General features: G+C 32.6%; 22 protein-coding genes. 12 read left to right on the top strand and 10 right to left on the bottom strand.

From position 1 onward, the window contains the following. Positions 1-88: 88 nt before the first annotated feature. Positions 89-703, bottom strand: coding sequence for a hypothetical protein (locus XJ32_RS03740; RefSeq protein ID WP_155761457.1), 615 nt, complete (start codon positions 701-703; stop codon positions 89-91). Positions 704-789: 86 nt separating this feature from the next. On the opposite strand from XJ32_RS03740, the gene XJ32_RS03745 reads away from it, so the two are divergent. The 3 genes from XJ32_RS03745 to XJ32_RS03755 all read left to right on the top strand — a co-directional run bounded on the left by XJ32_RS03745 (position 790) and on the right by XJ32_RS03755 (position 2,367). After that, on the top strand, positions 790-1,308 hold the full coding sequence (locus XJ32_RS03745) for an SLC5/6 family protein (protein ID WP_254422548.1): 519 nt from the start codon (positions 790-792) through the stop codon (positions 1,306-1,308). A 280-nt stretch (positions 1,309-1,588) separates the two neighbouring features. After that, on the top strand, positions 1,589-2,041 hold the full coding sequence (locus tag XJ32_RS03750; protein WP_077388400.1) for a MarR family winged helix-turn-helix transcriptional regulator: 453 nt from the start codon (positions 1,589-1,591) through the stop codon (positions 2,039-2,041). Then, positions 2,041-2,367, top strand: a complete 327-nt coding sequence (locus XJ32_RS03755) for a YceI family protein (RefSeq protein WP_077388401.1) — start codon at positions 2,041-2,043, stop codon at positions 2,365-2,367. Before XJ32_RS03750 ends, XJ32_RS03755 begins: the two co-directional genes overlap by 1 nt. Here the strand turns inward: XJ32_RS03755 and XJ32_RS11800 are convergent. Further along, positions 2,355-2,495, bottom strand: coding sequence for a hypothetical protein (locus tag XJ32_RS11800; RefSeq protein WP_155761458.1), 141 nt, complete (start codon positions 2,493-2,495; stop codon positions 2,355-2,357). The two genes, XJ32_RS03755 and XJ32_RS11800, sit on opposite strands and share 13 nt — an antisense overlap. Before the next feature lie 154 nt (positions 2,496-2,649). Here XJ32_RS11800 and XJ32_RS03760 point away from each other — a divergent pair, with 154 nt between their 5' ends. The 7 genes from XJ32_RS03760 to XJ32_RS03790 all read left to right on the top strand — a co-directional run bounded on the left by XJ32_RS03760 (position 2,650) and on the right by XJ32_RS03790 (position 8,682). Next, positions 2,650-3,024, top strand: coding sequence for a transcriptional regulator (locus XJ32_RS03760; protein WP_077388402.1), 375 nt, complete (start codon positions 2,650-2,652; stop codon positions 3,022-3,024). 50 nt (positions 3,025-3,074) lie between these two features. Beyond that, positions 3,075-4,004 (top strand): tRNA (adenosine(37)-N6)-dimethylallyltransferase MiaA, encoded by a 930-nt coding sequence (gene miaA, locus XJ32_RS03765; RefSeq protein ID WP_077388403.1) that lies wholly within the window; start codon positions 3,075-3,077, stop codon positions 4,002-4,004. A gap of 144 nt (positions 4,005-4,148) precedes the next feature. Further along, complete coding sequence (locus XJ32_RS03770) at positions 4,149-4,661, top strand: toxin-antitoxin system YwqK family antitoxin (protein WP_077388404.1); 513 nt, start codon at positions 4,149-4,151, stop codon at positions 4,659-4,661. 116 nt (positions 4,662-4,777) lie between these two features. Continuing rightward, positions 4,778-6,046 (top strand): toxin-antitoxin system YwqK family antitoxin, encoded by a 1,269-nt coding sequence (locus tag XJ32_RS13300; protein ID WP_077388405.1) that lies wholly within the window; start codon positions 4,778-4,780, stop codon positions 6,044-6,046. A 116-nt stretch (positions 6,047-6,162) separates the two neighbouring features. After that, positions 6,163-7,107 carry a toxin-antitoxin system YwqK family antitoxin gene (locus tag XJ32_RS03780; protein ID WP_077388406.1) on the top strand — a complete coding sequence of 315 codons (945 nt, stop codon included), beginning with the start codon at positions 6,163-6,165 and terminating at the stop codon, positions 7,105-7,107. A 118-nt stretch (positions 7,108-7,225) separates the two neighbouring features. After that, positions 7,226-7,504 carry a toxin-antitoxin system YwqK family antitoxin gene (locus XJ32_RS03785; RefSeq protein ID WP_254422470.1) on the top strand — a complete coding sequence of 93 codons (279 nt, stop codon included), beginning with the start codon at positions 7,226-7,228 and terminating at the stop codon, positions 7,502-7,504. A 962-nt stretch (positions 7,505-8,466) separates the two neighbouring features. Next, complete coding sequence (locus XJ32_RS03790) at positions 8,467-8,682, top strand: helix-turn-helix transcriptional regulator (protein ID WP_077388071.1); 216 nt, start codon at positions 8,467-8,469, stop codon at positions 8,680-8,682. 29 nt (positions 8,683-8,711) lie between these two features. On the opposite strand, the gene XJ32_RS03795 is transcribed toward XJ32_RS03790, so the two are convergent. Further along, positions 8,712-9,317, bottom strand: a complete 606-nt coding sequence (locus tag XJ32_RS03795; protein WP_077388070.1) for a hypothetical protein — start codon at positions 9,315-9,317, stop codon at positions 8,712-8,714. A gap of 311 nt (positions 9,318-9,628) precedes the next feature. Here XJ32_RS03795 and XJ32_RS03800 point away from each other — a divergent pair, with 311 nt between their 5' ends. Then, positions 9,629-9,841 (top strand): hypothetical protein, encoded by a 213-nt coding sequence (locus tag XJ32_RS03800; protein WP_077388069.1) that lies wholly within the window; start codon positions 9,629-9,631, stop codon positions 9,839-9,841. Between the two features lie 28 nt (positions 9,842-9,869). On the opposite strand, the gene XJ32_RS03805 is transcribed toward XJ32_RS03800, so the two are convergent. The 3 genes from XJ32_RS03805 to XJ32_RS03815 all read right to left on the bottom strand — a co-directional run bounded on the left by XJ32_RS03805 (position 9,870) and on the right by XJ32_RS03815 (position 12,871). Beyond that, positions 9,870-10,157, bottom strand: coding sequence for a hypothetical protein (locus tag XJ32_RS03805; RefSeq protein ID WP_077388068.1), 288 nt, complete (start codon positions 10,155-10,157; stop codon positions 9,870-9,872). Positions 10,158-10,558: 401 nt separating this feature from the next. Continuing rightward, positions 10,559-12,100 (bottom strand): terminase large subunit domain-containing protein, encoded by a 1,542-nt coding sequence (locus XJ32_RS03810; RefSeq protein WP_077388067.1) that lies wholly within the window; start codon positions 12,098-12,100, stop codon positions 10,559-10,561. 210 nt (positions 12,101-12,310) lie between these two features. After that, positions 12,311-12,871 carry a glycoside hydrolase family 108 protein gene (locus tag XJ32_RS03815; RefSeq protein WP_077388066.1) on the bottom strand — a complete coding sequence of 187 codons (561 nt, stop codon included), beginning with the start codon at positions 12,869-12,871 and terminating at the stop codon, positions 12,311-12,313. A gap of 953 nt (positions 12,872-13,824) precedes the next feature. Between XJ32_RS03815 and XJ32_RS03820 the strand changes: the two genes are divergently transcribed. Then, a complete protein-coding gene (locus tag XJ32_RS03820) occupies positions 13,825-14,049 on the top strand; it encodes a helix-turn-helix transcriptional regulator (protein WP_077388407.1) in 225 nt (74 codons plus the stop codon). A 292-nt stretch (positions 14,050-14,341) separates the two neighbouring features. Here XJ32_RS03820 and XJ32_RS03825 read toward each other — a convergent pair whose 3' ends face one another. The 4 genes from XJ32_RS03825 to XJ32_RS03835 form a co-directional block, all read right to left on the bottom strand. Continuing rightward, a complete protein-coding gene (locus tag XJ32_RS03825) occupies positions 14,342-14,590 on the bottom strand; it encodes a hypothetical protein (protein ID WP_077388408.1) in 249 nt (82 codons plus the stop codon). Positions 14,591-14,689: 99 nt separating this feature from the next. Continuing rightward, the gene (locus tag XJ32_RS03830; RefSeq protein WP_077388409.1) at positions 14,690-14,917 is read right to left on the bottom strand and encodes a transcriptional regulator; all 228 of its coding nucleotides are present in this window, start codon (positions 14,915-14,917) and stop codon (positions 14,690-14,692) included. A 120-nt stretch (positions 14,918-15,037) separates the two neighbouring features. Beyond that, positions 15,038-15,160 (bottom strand): hypothetical protein, encoded by a 123-nt coding sequence (locus tag XJ32_RS13170; RefSeq protein WP_302475948.1) that lies wholly within the window; start codon positions 15,158-15,160, stop codon positions 15,038-15,040. Positions 15,161-15,442: 282 nt separating this feature from the next. Continuing rightward, complete coding sequence (locus XJ32_RS03835; RefSeq protein ID WP_077388410.1) at positions 15,443-17,263, bottom strand: portal protein; 1,821 nt, start codon at positions 17,261-17,263, stop codon at positions 15,443-15,445. Between the last annotated feature and the right edge of the window lie 408 nt (positions 17,264-17,671).

A 17,671-nucleotide genomic window follows, 5' to 3' on the forward strand; every position in this document is an offset into this window, starting at 1 on the left:
CATAGGTCGTCTTTAAGGTCATATTGATATAAGAAATCATCTATTAGATTTGTGTATTCTTTTGCCTGTTTCCTTGATTCTTCTGCACTTAACTTTTTTCTGTCTTTTGTATATCCTTAGATTCTATCTCTTTACTTATTTCCTGTTTTGTGGTAGGATTTGCATTGCGAGTCCATTCGTTTTCTTTACTCGCTCGGCTGATGAAAGTTTGGATATGGTCGGCATTTTTTATCTTATTTGCTATATAATCCTCTCGTGCTTTTGGTAAAAATGTTATCAGTCTTTTATTGTTCTCTGCTGTTATTAATAATATAAAAAAGTTTTTTCCATCATTAAATACCTTAATTAAGTCGGTTCTATCACCACTTGTAAGCTTTAAATCCCATTTATTCAGCGTAGGCTCAACAAGATTTAAATATGCAAGTCTATTTTGTGAATCATGCTTCTTTTGTAAATGTGCTATAAAGTTGTCTTTATTTACGATACTATCAAGTGTATTCATAAATGATTTTATGTCTAATTCTTGTGGTATTTTTGCACCTTGAATTGAATAGAGTCTCTGCAAAGCTTCATCTGCATTAATGCTTACAATGTTGTTTTTGGACTGCATTTCCCCCAGCACATTACTAAACCTATCCACTTCTACTGCGTTATTTTCAGTAGGCTTATTGTATGCTAGTAGCTTTGTGTCTTGTAGCTTCATTAAGTTTGTAGCAAAGCTTGGTTTAGTTTGAGTATGAAGGCGTTGTCAATAAAGGAGCTGGGCTTATCTTTGTAACTCTGCCTGTGATGTTCTCTCATCTTGGAATCTTAGGCAATATTATCGCCTTTTTGTTTCTTGTCGCCTTTAGCTTTGCTGGGATCACTTCTACTATCTCACTGCTTGAACCTGCTGTAATGTATATGAGTGAGACTTATGGCTGGAGCAGGGCAAAAGCGACTTGGAGCATTACACTTGCTATCATCGCTCTTGGAATGGTGATTGTCTGCTCTATTTGCACACCTGCTGCGGATTATCTGGCTATTGGCGGAAAGTCGCTTATGGATATTATTGAGTTTCTTTCAGCAAACTTTATTATGTCTATCGGTGGGCTTTTGGCGGTGATTTTTATCGGCTGGGTTGTGCCAAAAGAAAAGCTAGAATCTTACACTGCCCACTTCTTTGGGAAGCTTGGCTTTAATGCGTGGTATTACCTTATGCGTTATATCACGCCACTTATTACTATCATCATTCTTTTGGCAAAAATCGCAGAATTTTTTATGGGCGAAGATGCGGTAAAATCTATCATTGAGAGTATGGGGCTTTAGGGCTTAAGATTCCAAAAAATGCTTAGATTCCTATCCCGCTGTGGAATCTAAGCCCAAACTCATTTTAAATTCACAAATCTCATAAAGTAACTTTATTCACATATCATTATAAATCCCACCAAATTGCCACCCTTTAAGAAATTCTCATTCTATCGCCCACTTATTTTTCTGCATTTTTCACAATCTTTTTCCACACATTTACCAAATGATAATTATAATTCATTTTTAATGATAGTAACTAAAAATTACTATCATTAAAAATTATATTGAAAGGAGAAAAATGCCACAATGTGATATTTACAACTGCATTGGCTTCCTTGCCACAGGACTTAGAGAGTATCTCTCTAGGGAGTTTGATAAGCGAGTTTTACCACTTGGGCTAAGCCACAAAAAGGCTGGGATTCTATGGGTGTGCTATGATGAGCCACACACGCAAATAAGCCTATGTAGCTTTATCCAAAGCGATAAAAACTATGTGCGTTTGCATATTGATGAGCTAGAATCTGCCAAGCTTGTAAAACGCAAACAAAACCCAAACAATCGCCGTGAGAATCTCATCACACTTACACAAAAAGGCAGGGAATGTGCCAAGCAAACCTACCAAATGATGCTAGATGTGCATACAGATTTGCTATCCCCTTGCCTTAGCACAGATGAGATTAGCACGCTTCAAGCCCTACTACGCAAGGCTTTCACAGGATTAGAATCACAAATACAAAAGGAGCAAAAATAATGAAAAAGTTCGTTTTAATGGCATTAAGCCTTAGTTTTTTAAGTCTATGTTTTGCATACAGCAAGGATTTTACACTTAGTCCCCAAAGCCACATCGGCTTTGAAGTCAAAAAGTTTGGTGTCAAAACAATCAAAGGGCATTTCAGGGATTTTAGCGGCAAACTCACGCTTACAGACAAAGCTATCACCGCACTTAGCGGAGAAGTGAGAATAGAATCTATCTTTACAGATAGCACCAAACGCGATGAGCATTTGCAAGAAGAGGACTTTCTAGATTCTGCGAAGTTCCCAGAAAGTAAGTTTATCCTGCAATCTTATGAGCCTTGAAGCGATAGTGGTGATACAATCAAAGGCAAAGTCAAAGGCACACTCACGCTGCATAATGTAAGCTTGCCGCTTGTGCTAGAATCTAGCCTTGAAAGCCCTTCAAGCCAAAGCCCACGCTTGATACTCACAGGCAAAATCAATATTAAGGACTATGGGATAAAAAGGCTCATTTCTTAATAGCGATGAAGTAAAGATTATTTTACAAACGCAGTGGCAGTAGTGTAGTCAAACGCCCTTTGCTAAAAAATGCTAGAATCTACCTAGCAAAATTAAAGGGCAAATATGGCAACTTCAAAAGAGTATAAAGACTATGTGCTAGAGCGTTTATGCGAGTATATGGCTAGTTTAAGCGAAGATTCTAAAGGCGGAGTAGAATCTTACACTTTTAGTGCGAGAAAAATGTTTGGGGAATACTGCGTGTATATACAAGATTCTAAATCTATGCAAAAGCCCAAAGCACTTTTCCTGCTTTGTGATGAGTGTGTATTTGTAAAGCAATATATATGTTTAGAATCTCTTTTAGAGCATTGCCAAAAAGCAAAACCCTATCCGGGTGCAAAGGAATGGTATATGATTGATATTGATTCTAAGGAATTGTTGCAAGAGATTATCACAACTCTTGCCCCGATTTTATGTGCTAAAGATTCTAAAGCATAGAAATATCAGCGATTTTATCTTATAGTTTTCTATATTACTAAAGGTTTATTATGGATTATCCAAGAATATTTGCTATTTTGGGGGCTACTTGCAGTGGTAAAAGTGCCTTGTCTTTAAAGCTTGCCCCACTATTAAATGCCTATATATTTTCACTAGATTCACTCTGCATTTATAAAGAGATTGACATCGCATCAGCTAAACCTACAAGCGATGAACTCTCATTGGTCAAGCACTTTGCCATCAATGTCCTATCCCCCAAAGAGCATGTATCAGCAAGCCTCTTTCAATCGCTTTTATGCGAGAGCATAGAGCAATGCAAAAAAGAGAGAAAAAATCTCTTAATAGTCGGCGGCAGTAGCTTTTATCTCAAGGCAATCATACAAGGCTTAAGCCCACTTGATACATTTAAAAGCAATATGAAAAAGGCAGAGTTTCTAGCCCTAACTAATCAGCCCCTAAGCACACAATATAGCTTCCTAAAAAGCATTGATTCTACCTATGCTGCAAAGATTAACAGCAATGATACTTATAGAATCACAAAGGCATTAGAGATTTTTTTTCAAACAAATATGCCGCCAACTCAATTTTTCATACAAAATCCACCAGTGCCATTTCCTATGCCAATAGACATTTATAGCCTTATCGTGCCAAAAGATATATTGCATAAAAACATAGAGATACGAACGCAAAATATGATTGAAAGCGGCATTCTAAACGAAGCAAAAAGTCTCTTAGAATCTTATGGCGAGACAATCCAGCCCTTTAAATCCATAGGTTTGAGAGAATGCCTTATGCTATTACGAAATGAGATGAAAGAATGCGAGTTAAAAAATCTAATAGCCCTGCATACAAGGCAGCTTGCAAAAAGGCAAACTACCTTTAATCGCACACAATTTAGCAATATAACACAGATTCACTATCCCTTTAATATCCAAGCAATAGCAGATACTATGTTAGAAAAGATAAAGCCTATTGATTGATTTTTGTATGAAAACTTAATGTGTTTTTGTAAAGACTTATATTCATTTAGAAAAGGCTAGATTCTAACCTTAGAATCTTTATGGCTTTAATCTAAAAGAGTTTTTGTAAAATACAGAATCTTTATCTTATTTAAAAGGGCAAATATGTTACTAAAAAGTGTTTTTATGGGTTTTCTTTCATTTTCTATCTTACATGCAGATACACTAAAAGAATGCAAAACCGAAGCGGATAAAATAAGCGGTTGTGTAGTAAAAGAGTATGATGAAAATGGGCAGCTACAGAGTGAAACACCATTTAAAAATGACAAACAAGAAGGTATAGAAAAAGCGTATTATATCAATGGGAATCTTATGGCAGAAACACCATATAAAGACAACAAAATAAATGGCATAGCGAAGTGGTATTATGAAAATGGGAATCTTGTAATTGAAGTATCATATAAAAACGATGAACTACATGGAGATTTAAAATACTACACAGAAGATAAAAAGCTACTTGCTACAATAAACGCACAAAATGACAAATTTATAAGCGGTAAATGTTTTAACAATAAAGTCTTAACAGACAAAGAATTAAAAGAGTTTCGCAGAATCGGCAACATTGACGAAAAAATTATTTATCTACAAGAAATATGCCTTAAAAGTGATTCTAAATAATTTATAATTTTAAAGTCTTAACACTTGCTAGATTCTAATCTTAGAATCTTTATGACTTTAATCTAAAAGAGTTTTTGTAAAATACAGAATCTTTATCTTAATTTAAAAGGACAATTATGTTACTAAAAAGTGTGTTTATAGGTTTTCTCTCATTTTCTATTTTACATGCAGATACACTAAAAGAGTGCAAAACCGAAGCGGATAAAATAAGCGGTTGTGTAGAAAAAGAGTATTATGAAAATGGGAAGCTAGAGAGAGAAACACCATTTAAAAATGACAAAGCAGAAGGCATAGCAAAAGAGTATTATGAGAGCGGGGAGCTTCGGGCTGAAACACCATTTAAAAATGACAAAAGAGAAGGCATAGAAAAATGGTATTATTGGAATGGGAATCTTATGGCAGAAATATCATATTTAAACTACTATTTTCATGGAGATATGACATATTACACAGAAGATAAAAAGCTACTAGCCTTAGTTAAAGCTGAGAATGGCAAGATTACAAGCGGTAAATGCTTTAATGATAAAGTCTTGACAGACAAAGAAATAGACGAGATTGATATTAACGACATTGAAAAAGCAATTAACTATTTGCAAAAAATATGCCTTAAAAGTGATTCTAATTCTACTTTATATGCAGATACACTAAAAGAATGCAAAAGCGATGAAGACAAAATAAGCGGTTGTGTAGAGAGAGAATATTATTCAAATGGGAATTTTAGGCGTGAGACACCATACAAAAATAATGAAGCAAATGGTATAGCAAAAACATATTATGAAAGTGGCAAACTTATGGGTGAAACACCATATAAAAATGACAAAGCAGAAGGCATAGCAAAAGTGTATTATAAGAATGGGAATCTTTCGAGAAAAGTGCCATATAAAAATGGTGAAAGAGAAGGTATAGAAAAGCGGTATGATGAAAATGGGAATCTAAAGATTGAAATACCATATAAAAATGGTGAAAAAGAAGGTATAGAAAAAGAATATTATTCAAATGGGAATCTAGGAGTAGAAACACCATATCAAAATGGCGAAAGAGAAGGCATGGCAAAGTCGTATTTTGAGAATGGGAATCTAGCGAGTGAAACACCATATAAAAATGGCAAAATAGAGGGCATAGAAAAATGGTATTATGAGAGTGGGAATCTAGCAAGTGAAAGACCACATAAAAATGATGAAGCACATGGCAATTTAAAATACTACACAGAAGATGGAAAACTACTAGCCTTAGTTAAAGCCGAGAATGGCAGGATTACAAGCGGCAAATGCCTTAGTAATAAGGTCTTAACAGACAAAGAATTAAAAGAAATGCCTAGAGACGACGCTACAGAAGCAATTAACTATTTACAAAAAATATGCCTTGAAGAAAGTGATTCTAAATAATTTATGATTTTAAAGTCTTAACACTTGCTAGATTCTAACCTTAGAATCTTTATGGCTTTAGTCTAAAAGAATTTTTTGTAAAATACAGAATCTTTATCTTATTTAAAAGGACAATTATGTTACTAAAAAGTGTGTTTATAGGTTTTCTTTCACTTGCTATCTTACATGCAGATACACTAAAAGAATGCAAAAATGAAACAGACAAAATGAGTGGCTGTGCAGAAAGAGAATATTATAAGAATGGGAATCTAGAGTTTGAAACACCATATAAGAATGACAAAAGAGAAGGCATAGCAAAAGGGTATTATGAGAGTGGGAATCTTTGGAGTGAAATACCATATAAAAATGGCAAATACGATGGTATAGTAAAATGGTATAATGAGAGTGGGAATCTTTGGAAAGAAATACCATATAAAAATGGTGAAACAGAAGGTATAGAAAAGTGGTATTATCAAAATGGGAATCTAAAAGAAGAAATACCATATAAAAATGGCAAAGTAGATGGCATAGCAAAAGAGTATTATGAGAAAGGGAAGTTAGCAAGTGAAACACCATATAAAAATGGCAAAAGAGAAGGTATAGAAAAGTCGTATTATGAGAATGGGAATCTAGGAGTAGAAACACCATACAAAAATGGAAAAATAGAAGGCATAGCCAAAGTGTATTATAAGAATGGGAATCTTTGGAGAGAAACACCATATAAAAATGACAAAATAGAAGGCATAGCAAAGCAATATTATGAGAATGGGAATCTTAATATAGAAATACCATTTAAAAATGACAAAATAGAGGGCATAGCAAGGCGGTATTATGACAATGGGAATCTTGTAATTGAAGTATCATATAAAAACGATGAACTACATGGAGATTTAAAATACTACACAGAAGATGGAAAACTACTAGCCTTAGTTAAAGCCGAGAATGGCAGGATTACAAGCGGCAAATGCTTTAATGATAAAGTCTTAACAGACAAAGAAATAGACGAGATTAATATGAACGACATTGAAAAAGCAATTGTCTATTTAAAAGAAATATGCCTTAAAGAGAGTGATTCTAAATAATTTATGATTTAAAGCTATCTTAACACTTCCTAGATTCTAATCTTAGAATCTTTATGGTTTTAATCTAAAATAGTTTTTGTAAAATACAGAATCTTTATCTCAATTTAAAAGGACAAATATGTTACTAAAAAGTGTGTTAATGGGTTTTCTATCATTTCATAGTGTAGATACACCTATACTAAAAGAATGTAAAACCGAAGCGGATAAAATAAGCGGTTGTGTAGAAAAAAAATATGATTTAAATGGGAAACTTTGGAGAGAAACACCATATAAAAATGGCAAAGTAGATGGCATAACAAAAGAGTATTATGAAAATGGGAATCTAAACACCCAAGCAAACGAAAGAAATAAAAAAGCCATTAGCCTATTTAATGCCAACACTCAACTCCAGCATTAAATCTAAAATGCAATGCTACACATAAAAAACCTTTTTGTCAAGACCTTTTTATAAAATTTGCAATATTTTTTCAAGCCTAACGACTAACAAAGCCTTAAAAACTCTATAAAAAGAGCCAACAAAACTCTAGCATTCAAAGCTTAAAAAATGCTCTCATTCTATCATAAAAAAGCTAAAAATGTAATTTTCTCGTTACACTTTTTTCCCGCATATAAACACGCTTTGGCTTTTTTGTCTTAAAATCCATCAAACAATTTTATATTATAAGCTACTTTTATAAAACAAAAACATAATAAAAACGCAATTTCCCCTTATTTTGTGCGTGCGGCTTTTGGTGTGTTCGTGCGTGATTATTTTTAATGTGCGTGCCTTTGCGTTCGTGCGTGTGTGTCCTTAAAATCCAACGCCTCTAATTTTGTGTGCTTTCTTTGTGCTAATTTACATGAAAATCGCAAATGTGCCAACAAGAGAAGCCCAAGCAAACAGGCAGATTTGTCTCGTTGAGTGCAAGGCACGAAACATCTAACACATAAACAATAAAGAGTTTTGCTAACGCCTCAACATGACAAAAAGATTAAAAGAGTTACACAAGAAAAAGCAATAAAAAAAGAAAACCATACCAAACAAAGAGCCAAAAACAAAACAGCCAACATGATAAAAACAAACCTCCTTTCTGTTATACCTAGCATGTAACAATTTGTAATAAAAATTAAAATTTGTTAATACATTGGACTAACAAAAAGCGCAAATAGCAAGAATGCTATTATAATAAGCTTGTTTATCATATAAGTTTCCTCCTTTCTTTAGCCTTGCCCTATTAATGCAGGTTTGGAAAGGTAAAAAACTCCCGCTTAAGCTACCAACTCAAGCGGTAATAAAATTATACTACAAATCTACAATTAAATCAAGCTTTTTTATATATTTTTATGTTATAATTATAGAAAATTTCTAAAGGCTAATAAATGGATAAAGTTAAAGAAGTTTGCAAGATTTTAGGTATAACGCAAAATCAATTAGCAGAATTAATGGGATTGCATTATACAGCTTTTTCAAAATGGAAAGCCAAAACGCCCAAAAATGCGGAAATTTTTCTTAACTTAATCATAGAAAATTACGAATTAAAACAGGAATTAAAACAGATAAAAGAAGCAATAAAGATTTTAAAAGATTTAGGGTAAATGTAGTAAATTCTTTTTTAGATTGTCGCCTACTCACTCAAATCCGCTTTATTTATCAACTCCAGCAATTCCCCATCACTCATCTCACTTAAATCACTCTTTGCATTCTGTGTAATCGTTATCTCTTTTCCATACAATGAAGTCTTTAACTCATTAAAAATCTTACTCACCTTTTCACTACATGCAATAATCGCCATTTTGCTTTGCATACTTCCATCATCATTTATACTTAGTTCCATTAACGCATTCTTTGCGATACTTGCATTCAGTGCTAAACTTTTATTAATATGATTTAAACTCATTGCTTGTATTAATAAACTTTCACTTGCCTCATTCATCAGCGAATTTAAAATAACACTATCTACATTATACGCACTTTCCCCTAAGTTTTGTATAATCTCATTTTTTAAGCGATTTTGTGCGGTTTTTGTAACTAGATTAAAACTCTCTGTAACAACTTCTTTACTTGTTGTTTCAATATCTTTTATCGCAGAGCCACTCTCCCAGCCCTCTTTTTCAATCCACTTTTTAATCGTAGTATAAGGCAAATTAAACTTCCTTGAAGTCTCTGCAGCGTTCGTATGATTTGATTTATAAAAAATTTCTACTTCTCTTTTTATCTTTTCATCGTGCATTTTATGTCTTTTTCACTATAAATAATAAATAATTAATTTATTTTAACTTGATTTAATTGTATTTTTGTAGTATAATTTTATTACCGCTTGAGTTGGTAGCTTAAGCGGGAGTTTTTTACCTTTCCTAGCGAGGCTAAAGAAAGGAGGAAAAACGAAATGTTTAAAAACAAACTCATTATAATAGCTTTCTTGCTATTTGTGCTTTTTGTTAGTCCAATGTATTAACAAATTTTAATTTTTATTACAAATTGTTACATGCTAGGTATAACAGAAAGGAGGTTTGTTTTTAACATGTTATAAAAAGGTTATATATGATTTATGCAGAATTTGACAAAAGATTAAAAGAAGTGAATTTAAGTAAAAAAGAGTTTGCAAAACTTGTAAATATGCAGTATGAAAGCGTAGTGAATTGGAAAAGGGCAGAAAAAATCCCCGATTGGGTAAAATCATGGCTTTATTATTATGAAAAATCTAAGATTTTAGACACATTAATAACAAGCATTGAAAAACTAGATAAAGAATAAGCTGTATTTTAGCCTTTATCTAAAAGTATTATAACTTCAATAACCCCGCACTCGCTACTACATCATTTGTAGCTTGTATATGCCTTTGTGTTTCATAGATTGATTTTTGTCTCTCTAGCAAGTCTTTTAGTTCTTGTATTTGTTCTTTATACATATCTTTATGACTATTTAATAATAGCTCACTTTGTCTATTTATATATTTTACAAACCACTTGCAAAAATAAAAACAAGCTATCGCACTAAGACATAATCCCATCAAAAAACCCTTTACAAAATCAACACTTGACACGCTAAAAACACTTATTAAAGTTTCCATTTCTTCCCCCTAAAATTTAATCACTAAAATAATTACAATTATACAATTTTTTTTACATAAAGGATACATAATGTATGACTTCATCTGGGGCGTAATGTTTGCGTTTGGTACTTCTTTCTTATTTTTGTCTATTTCTTTTATAATCTTTCAAATATTATGTTTTATCACTGATATTTTAAAAAAGGCTTTTAAAAAGCTTATAAAAACAAACAAAAAGTTAGACTGATTGTCATGTTGAGCCGCAAGGCAAACCAAGCTTTCCAAGATTGATGGTGGGCTTTTAATGCTTTTACCCTTTTTTATAGCAGGAGTTACCTAAATGCGTAATGACTGCTATAAAAAAGGGTAAATCATTGAAATGTTACCACAAGATGAAAGCTTTTAAAAAGAAAGGATAAAAGCTATATCCGCCACCCTTTCTTCACCGCATGCCTATTTAAACTTAACGCCCTATCCGTTTTCAAAGCAGGGGGCAAACAATCTTTATGTGCTATGCAACTTGCAATGCAGTCTATGCAATCATCTTTTCTAAAAGGCTTTTCTGGGTTAAAACTTAGCAATTCCTTTTTTATTTGATTTATCCCACTTGCACCATGTAAAAAGACTAAAAAGCCTGTATTATAATAGCTTCTTAATGCCTTTATTTTCTCTACTTTTGCCACCTTTCTACTGGCTACATATACATTTATGTCATTACTGATTATTGCTTTATCCTGCCTTTTTAACCTTTCATTGATTAAGACTATTTCTCTTTGTAGTAAGCGATTTAGCGTTATGCCGCCGCCATCTGATTCGATATAAACACCTGCTTTATTAAACTGCAACATTGTTTCAATTAAAAATTTTATAGTCTCTTCCTCATTCCATATTCCAAACAAACAATTTTTAATAATATATCTCGTGCTATTTTGATAGTTTTCCAATCCAACAACAACAATCGCCCTATTATCCGCACTCTCATTTAACGATAGGGCAGAATCTACAAATATATAATCCTTAGTTTCACTTATTTCATAGCTTGGAATCTCTTTAAAATATATGCTTTCAAAATACCCTGCTTCACTTGCTTGGGGCTCTTGCTGATATTGTGTCTCAAACTCATCTTCACCCAACTGCAAACGCAAGGAATGCAAAGCTTCTATATCATGCTTTTTTGTAAATAGCGGTTCGTTTGCTTCTCTCTCATAAGTAAAATCATCAAGTGCATAAATCTCTTTTTCTTTATTCAATGCTACTAGCTTTATATGCTTCCATGCTTTTATACTCTCATTGTCAAACTCTTTAGGATTGAGTAAAAAGCCGCATAAATCCTCGTCCCCTAACCTCTGCATAAGTATTGTAATATTGCTTTTATTATCCTGCAATCTTGTAACGATATTTCGTAAAGTATCATTTACCTTATCTCTTTCTACCTTATAACTCATATCACTGACTTTTATAGGATCATCGATTAAGATTTGGTGTGCATGAAAACCTGTTATTGCACCCCTAATTGTCGTTACAAATAATCCCCCGCCTTCTTCTAATATCACTTCTTGGCTTGATTCTCTTAAGAATCTCGGCGGCTCTTTAAATATACTTAACCAAAATTTAGATTTTAATAAAGCCCTTATTTCATTAATAATCTTTTTACACAAAGTATCACTATAACTGATATAAATGTATTTTCTGCTTCTATCATTCCCTAAAGCCCATGCAGGAAAAGTCCTTGCAATAATCTCTGTTTTACCATAGCTAGGCGGCATGTTTAGCATAAGCCTTTGTATTTGATTATTTGATTGTGGCAGGGTTTGCATTAAAGCCTTACATAAATAATCATAATGCCAACTATCAATAAAAGGCTTCTGGTTAAATCGTTCCCATTTTAAAAGCAAAAAGGTTTTTAAATCTCTTTTTGCAAGTGTCCGTAATGCAAGTTCTTTAAGTAATTTTTCTTTTTGCATTAAGCTATTATCCTTTTTACAATTAAAGTGGGGTAAATAAAACGATATTAAAATAAAATAAGATAGTTATGTAATGGTATAAATAAAAACTAATTAGCCTTGCAACCTTTAAAATTAAAGCTTTCATAAGGTAGTGTATGGCTACACTTTACATTGCTACTTGCATATATCATAATAGCTATATTACAAAGCAATAAAAACAAAGATAAACTAAGCATAAAAATCTTTAACACGATTAAGCCATCCATTTAAAAACTTTGCATTCTGTCCCTTTTTTGCAATCGCTTCAAAAAATGCCTTTCTTTTATCGCATAGCTTATTACATAATTCTTTACCTTCTTTTTCATTTATTGCTTGTAGTGTTTTATTTCCTAAGTTTCCATCAACTACTACACCTAAAACTTCTTGCAAACTTTTTACAGCTCGACTTACACCACTATTGACTGCAAAATCATACAAAGCATTTGCTACTTCTTGTCTCTCTATAAGATCGCCCTTTATCTTATCCCAAAATTCTTTACGATAAAAGTTATCCATTTCTTTTTTAAATTCCGCATTGCCCAAACATAGATTCTCCAACTCTTTATAATTAGCTTTTCCGAAACTCTCATAATTTCTTTTATAAGTATCCATGATACCCCATAAACTCAATTTTGGATGCATATTTCTAGCAATACCAAAGATAGTTTCGCCACCCCTATCGCCTGCTACATTACAATAGCCGCCTTCCCATTTGAGAGTTTTGCTTTCTGCGATGTTTAATTCTGCCATTTGTTATCCTTTTTAATAAAATAAAGTTTTCTACATTTTGGCTAGGAGTTATCTAGATAACTCCTAGCCAAAATGTAGAAATTCAAAAAGTGTAAATAAGTGGGCGGCAATGAATGAAGCAAAAAAGTTAAGGAATGCCTATAAAAAGCGGGGGCCGCCTTTCCTTGTCATGTTGAGGCGTAAGCTGGAAACATCTAACCCTTTTGCAAGTAAAGACACTTCAGCTAACGCCTCAAACGAGACAAAAAAAAAGAAATCATGTTAAGTTTTACAAGGTTACAATGCAATCAATTCATTTTTATTAAGGTTTTTTGGGGTTAAAGAACGCATTGCCGCCCACTTATTTACACTTTATGCAATAGTAAAATATAAAGTAAATAAAATAAAGGGGGTTGTTTTGTTTTTCTTCTTAGCTTTTATCGCGGGTTTTCATTTCGCAAATTTTCTACATTTTGACTAGTCATTATCGCTTAGATAACTCCTAGCCAAAATGTAGAAAAAATTACAAAAGCCATAACGCAATCTTAAAAAGCTGGTTTGCTTTGCCTGTTTTGTTTGTTTCTTGTCATGTTGAGCGAATGCGAAACATCTCTAGCTTTGCAAATAAAAAAGATGTTTTTATTTCGTCTATGACAAAAGCAAAACCAAATATAAAACAACAAAAAAGATATAAAAAAGCTTAATTTAATTGTATTTTTGTAGTATAATTGTATTACCGCTTAAGCTACCAACTTAAGCGGTAAATTTCTCTTTTCTAGCAAGAGCCAGAAAGGAGGTCGCATGAACAAAGTTATTATAATCTTAATTTTGATATTTTGCATTTTTATTAATGTAGCGTATTAAAAAAAAATTATAAAAATTTACTTTTTGTTACAATGCTAGATAGTAACAGAAAGGAGGTGTTGCATGTTGCCCCTTTCGTTTCATTCAATACAACAAAGAAAAGGCAAAAAATGACAAAAGATGATTTTACAAGCAAGTTACATACGCTTAATTTAAGTAAAAAAGAGTTTGCAAGGCTGTGTGATCTTTCATATAGCACCATAAATAATTGGAATGACACGACAAGGCCCATTCCCTTATGGGTTACTTCATGGTTAGAAAATTACGAGTTGGCAAAAAAGTATAGAATCATTGAAAACATGCTAAAAGATTCAAATCTTTTTAATGATTCATAATAAAAAAGCAGCTTTGTCTCTCGTTAGAGACTTTGTCATGTTGAGGCAAAGTAAAAACATCTAAGCCTTTTTCTTAAATTAATTTACTTCCACCTTGCCATTTTCACATGTTATATTTAATGGCTCTAATGTTGTAGTTCCTGTGCCTAATATCCTGCTTTTATATGTTTCTCTAAACACAAACCCATTTATACATATTAAACCTAGCCTTTTTGCTCATCTGTTTGTCTTTCACAACCTATCAAAAATAAAGCATATATTGCAGATAAACTTAAAGCTAATAATTTAGCTTTCATTCTTTATCCTTTCTTATGAGAAACTTGGAATATATTTTTTTACTTTCACGCTTTTTATAAAACTTAGCCTTAAAGTCATCAATACTTCTTACATAATATTCCCTGCTTTTATTGTTGCCAAGATTACAAGCAAAATATATAACGCATGTAAAATCAGTGTCGCCTGATTTATAAGTTGCAACATCATGGACATAATAAGTCTGCTTGTTTTTTCTATTGATATAAAATGTTTGAGTTTTAATCATTGTTTATCCTTTCAAAATCTATTTTCCACAAAAGCAAGTTTCATATTCGCTAAACTCATTTTCATCAAATAACAAACCTTGCTTTAATCTACATATAAACTAAGATTCTAAAAAGTCTTTTAAATTCTGTTTAAACGCTTCTGTAAGCTTTATTTTTTCTTTTAGTTTAAGGTTTTCTAAGTAAAGTTCAATGGCTTTTTTTAGCGGTTCGCTTAACTCATCTTTCCTTGCGGCTGCATTTAACGCACTTTCACTATAACCTAACTCTTTGCTTAATTCTTTATAGGTTAATCCCAACTCTTTGGCAGTCTGTTTGACTAGATTCATATTTTAATCCTTTAAGCGTTTTTCTAACTCTTTTATGCGTTTGTTTAATAAAAAACTTTGTATAACTAGCGATACAATAACCACTAATTCCGCTATTTCTGTAATATTTTCTAGCATGTTTTAATCCTTTATCTTTTTTTCTAGTTCTTTTATTTGGTTTTGTAAGTCTTTTTTGAGTAAAAAATATAAGACATTCTGTGCTATCATAAACAAAGCAACTAAAATCAACATAATATTATCCATTCTTTACACCTTTCTTATAAAATGTCTCTGCCCCTCTCCTTAAGGGGCTTGTTGTTTATCCTAATAACACTTTTAAGCCTGAAATGATTGTAGTTATTAGTGATATAACCTCAAAAACTAAAATCCATAGCTTAAGCTTTTTCTTAAGCTTATTTTTGCGTTTCTTTTTCACATATTCTAGCCTTTCAAATAGATTTAACAATTGCTTGTTATGCTAGAATTATAACACATTTTATATAATAAATCAATACTTTTTAATACTTTAAATGTGTTTTATATATTTTATCTCATATCACTTGTGCTGAGTTGTAATTGCTTTTTTGCTTTATTTAATTCTTTGTTTGCTTTATCGCTTGTTGAGACTCCCTTGTCATGTTGAGACGAAGTAAAAACATCTTTATTTCCATTCAAATGAGATGTTTCACCTTGCGGGGCAACATGATCTGAATCCTGCATTTGTTGCATTTCTTTATTCTGTGCTTGTGCTAATTGCATTGTAAGTTGTGCCTGTGCTTCAAGCTTTAAGGCTTTTGCTTCTAGCTCTCTTATTTGTGCTTGTAATTGTGCTAGTTGGATTTGCTCTTGTTGTTGTGCTTTTTGTGCTTCTTGCTGTGCGTTTTGTTGCTGTGTTTGTTCGCTTTGTGCTAATACTTCTTGCACATCAGTAACTACACTTGAATCAGTATCTTTTAGCATGATAGGCAATAAACTTGTTACAATATCTGGTCTCATCTGTGAAATAGTCTTTATAATCTCTGCCCAGTGTGCAAATCTCTCTTCCCTGCCACTCTGTTTTAATTGTGTGGTATAGATTAAATCATATTCGCCCACTTCTATCGTATTACTTTCATTTGTATTTATCTCAAAATATCGTGTAATATTCTTTTCATCTGTGATTCTAAAAAGTTGTGGTTTTGTGTAATAATACTGCACTAAATCGATAAATTTCTCATATAAGATTCTATCGCTTATATCACTCTGCATTACATAGTTTTGTAAGCCCATAAGCCCTGCATCTCTTCTTTGTGCTATTGCTACCCCACTTTGTCTATTTGTCGCCATGCCTAGTGCTTCTTCATTTAAACCGCTTAAGATTTTGGCTAGATTTCTTTTTTCATTTGTCTTTTGTGTGAGTTGTGTTATCTGTGCGTTATGCTCGATGAAGTGTATTTTATTCTCTCTTAGGGCTTGATCTCTCACTCTTATAACGACATTATCATCAGCAATTTTGTCGCTAAAGTCTTCTAGATCAATTATTGCACTCTCTTCTACAAAGGCTTTTACACTTCCGCCTAGCATATTTGCCATTCTGTTTTCTGCTATGTTTATATAATCTTGTATCGGTTTTAAATCTCTAAAGATTCCATACCATATAAAATTATGGTCTTGTTGAAACTTTGAGACTACAAAAGGGTGTGCCCCATTTTTAAAAGGCTTTTCTTCGTATTTATAAATATGCCCTGTTGTATGCCATAAATACCTATTCCATACCCCGCCCTCTTTTATCCAGCTTTCAATAATCATCGCCCTTTTATCGTTTTTATCTATTTCAAAATCTACTTTTATGTCTAGGGCTAGACTCTGTGCTTCATTTATATTTAAAATCTTATGAAAGCGTGTAGAATCAAGTGCATTTAAATCAGTGCTAAACTTATCTACGATAAAGCTTTCAGTTGGTATGTGTTTCAATGTAATTTTATTATTCTTATCTCTGTCTTTTGTAACCCATAATTCTAAAACACCCATACCAAATAATAGATCCCTATCCCTTAAATGTATTTCTCTATCATAAACCTTACTTTGATTAAAACTTCGTATAATTTCTTGTAATAAATCTGCTTTTTGCCTTGTGGTCTCTGTCCTGCCAAAAACTCTTACCTCCTGTGTGCTTTGTATTTTATAGCCTAAAATCTTATTGACAATCATTTTATAAATGTTTTCAATGATTGGGGCTTGTCTTCTCTCTGCTAGAGTTGCTAGGGCTTCTTGTGGGAGTTGTTGTCCGTGATAGTATTTTACTGCTTCTTTGTATTCAAGTAGGGATTTTGTGTTAGCATCTTTGTCGGCGTTAAAGATTTCTGTGAGTTGGGTTATTGTTTTCATTCTTAATCCTTTTTAAATATTCTTGCGTTGTCTTTTGGACATCGCCTCAAAATACTGCCGCATACTTAGTTGCTTTTTTTGTTCGCATAACAAACCTTAAAAAGCTGGTTTGTTTGCTTTGTTATGTTACTTTTTTCCTTGTCATGTTGAGGCAAGCCGAAACATCTTTACTTGCATAAAGGTTAGATTCTAGGGTTTGCAACTTTGCAAACTTGCAAATTAGAGACTCTTAAGCGTGAAGTATTTTGAGGCGATTTTGCCTAGTGTGCAAGTGCCAAGTCTCGTGCGTGATTGATTTTTAGTGAATTTTTGCGGTTTTCAAGTGAAAGTCAAGGGAGTGTATTATACATACATGACCGCAGACTTTCACGCAGAATCAACAAAAAGTCGCAAAAAGCAACACGCATT

It is taken from the genome of Helicobacter bilis (genome assembly GCF_001999985.1).
GTDB lineage: Bacteria > Campylobacterota > Campylobacteria > Campylobacterales > Helicobacteraceae > Helicobacter_A > Helicobacter_A rappini.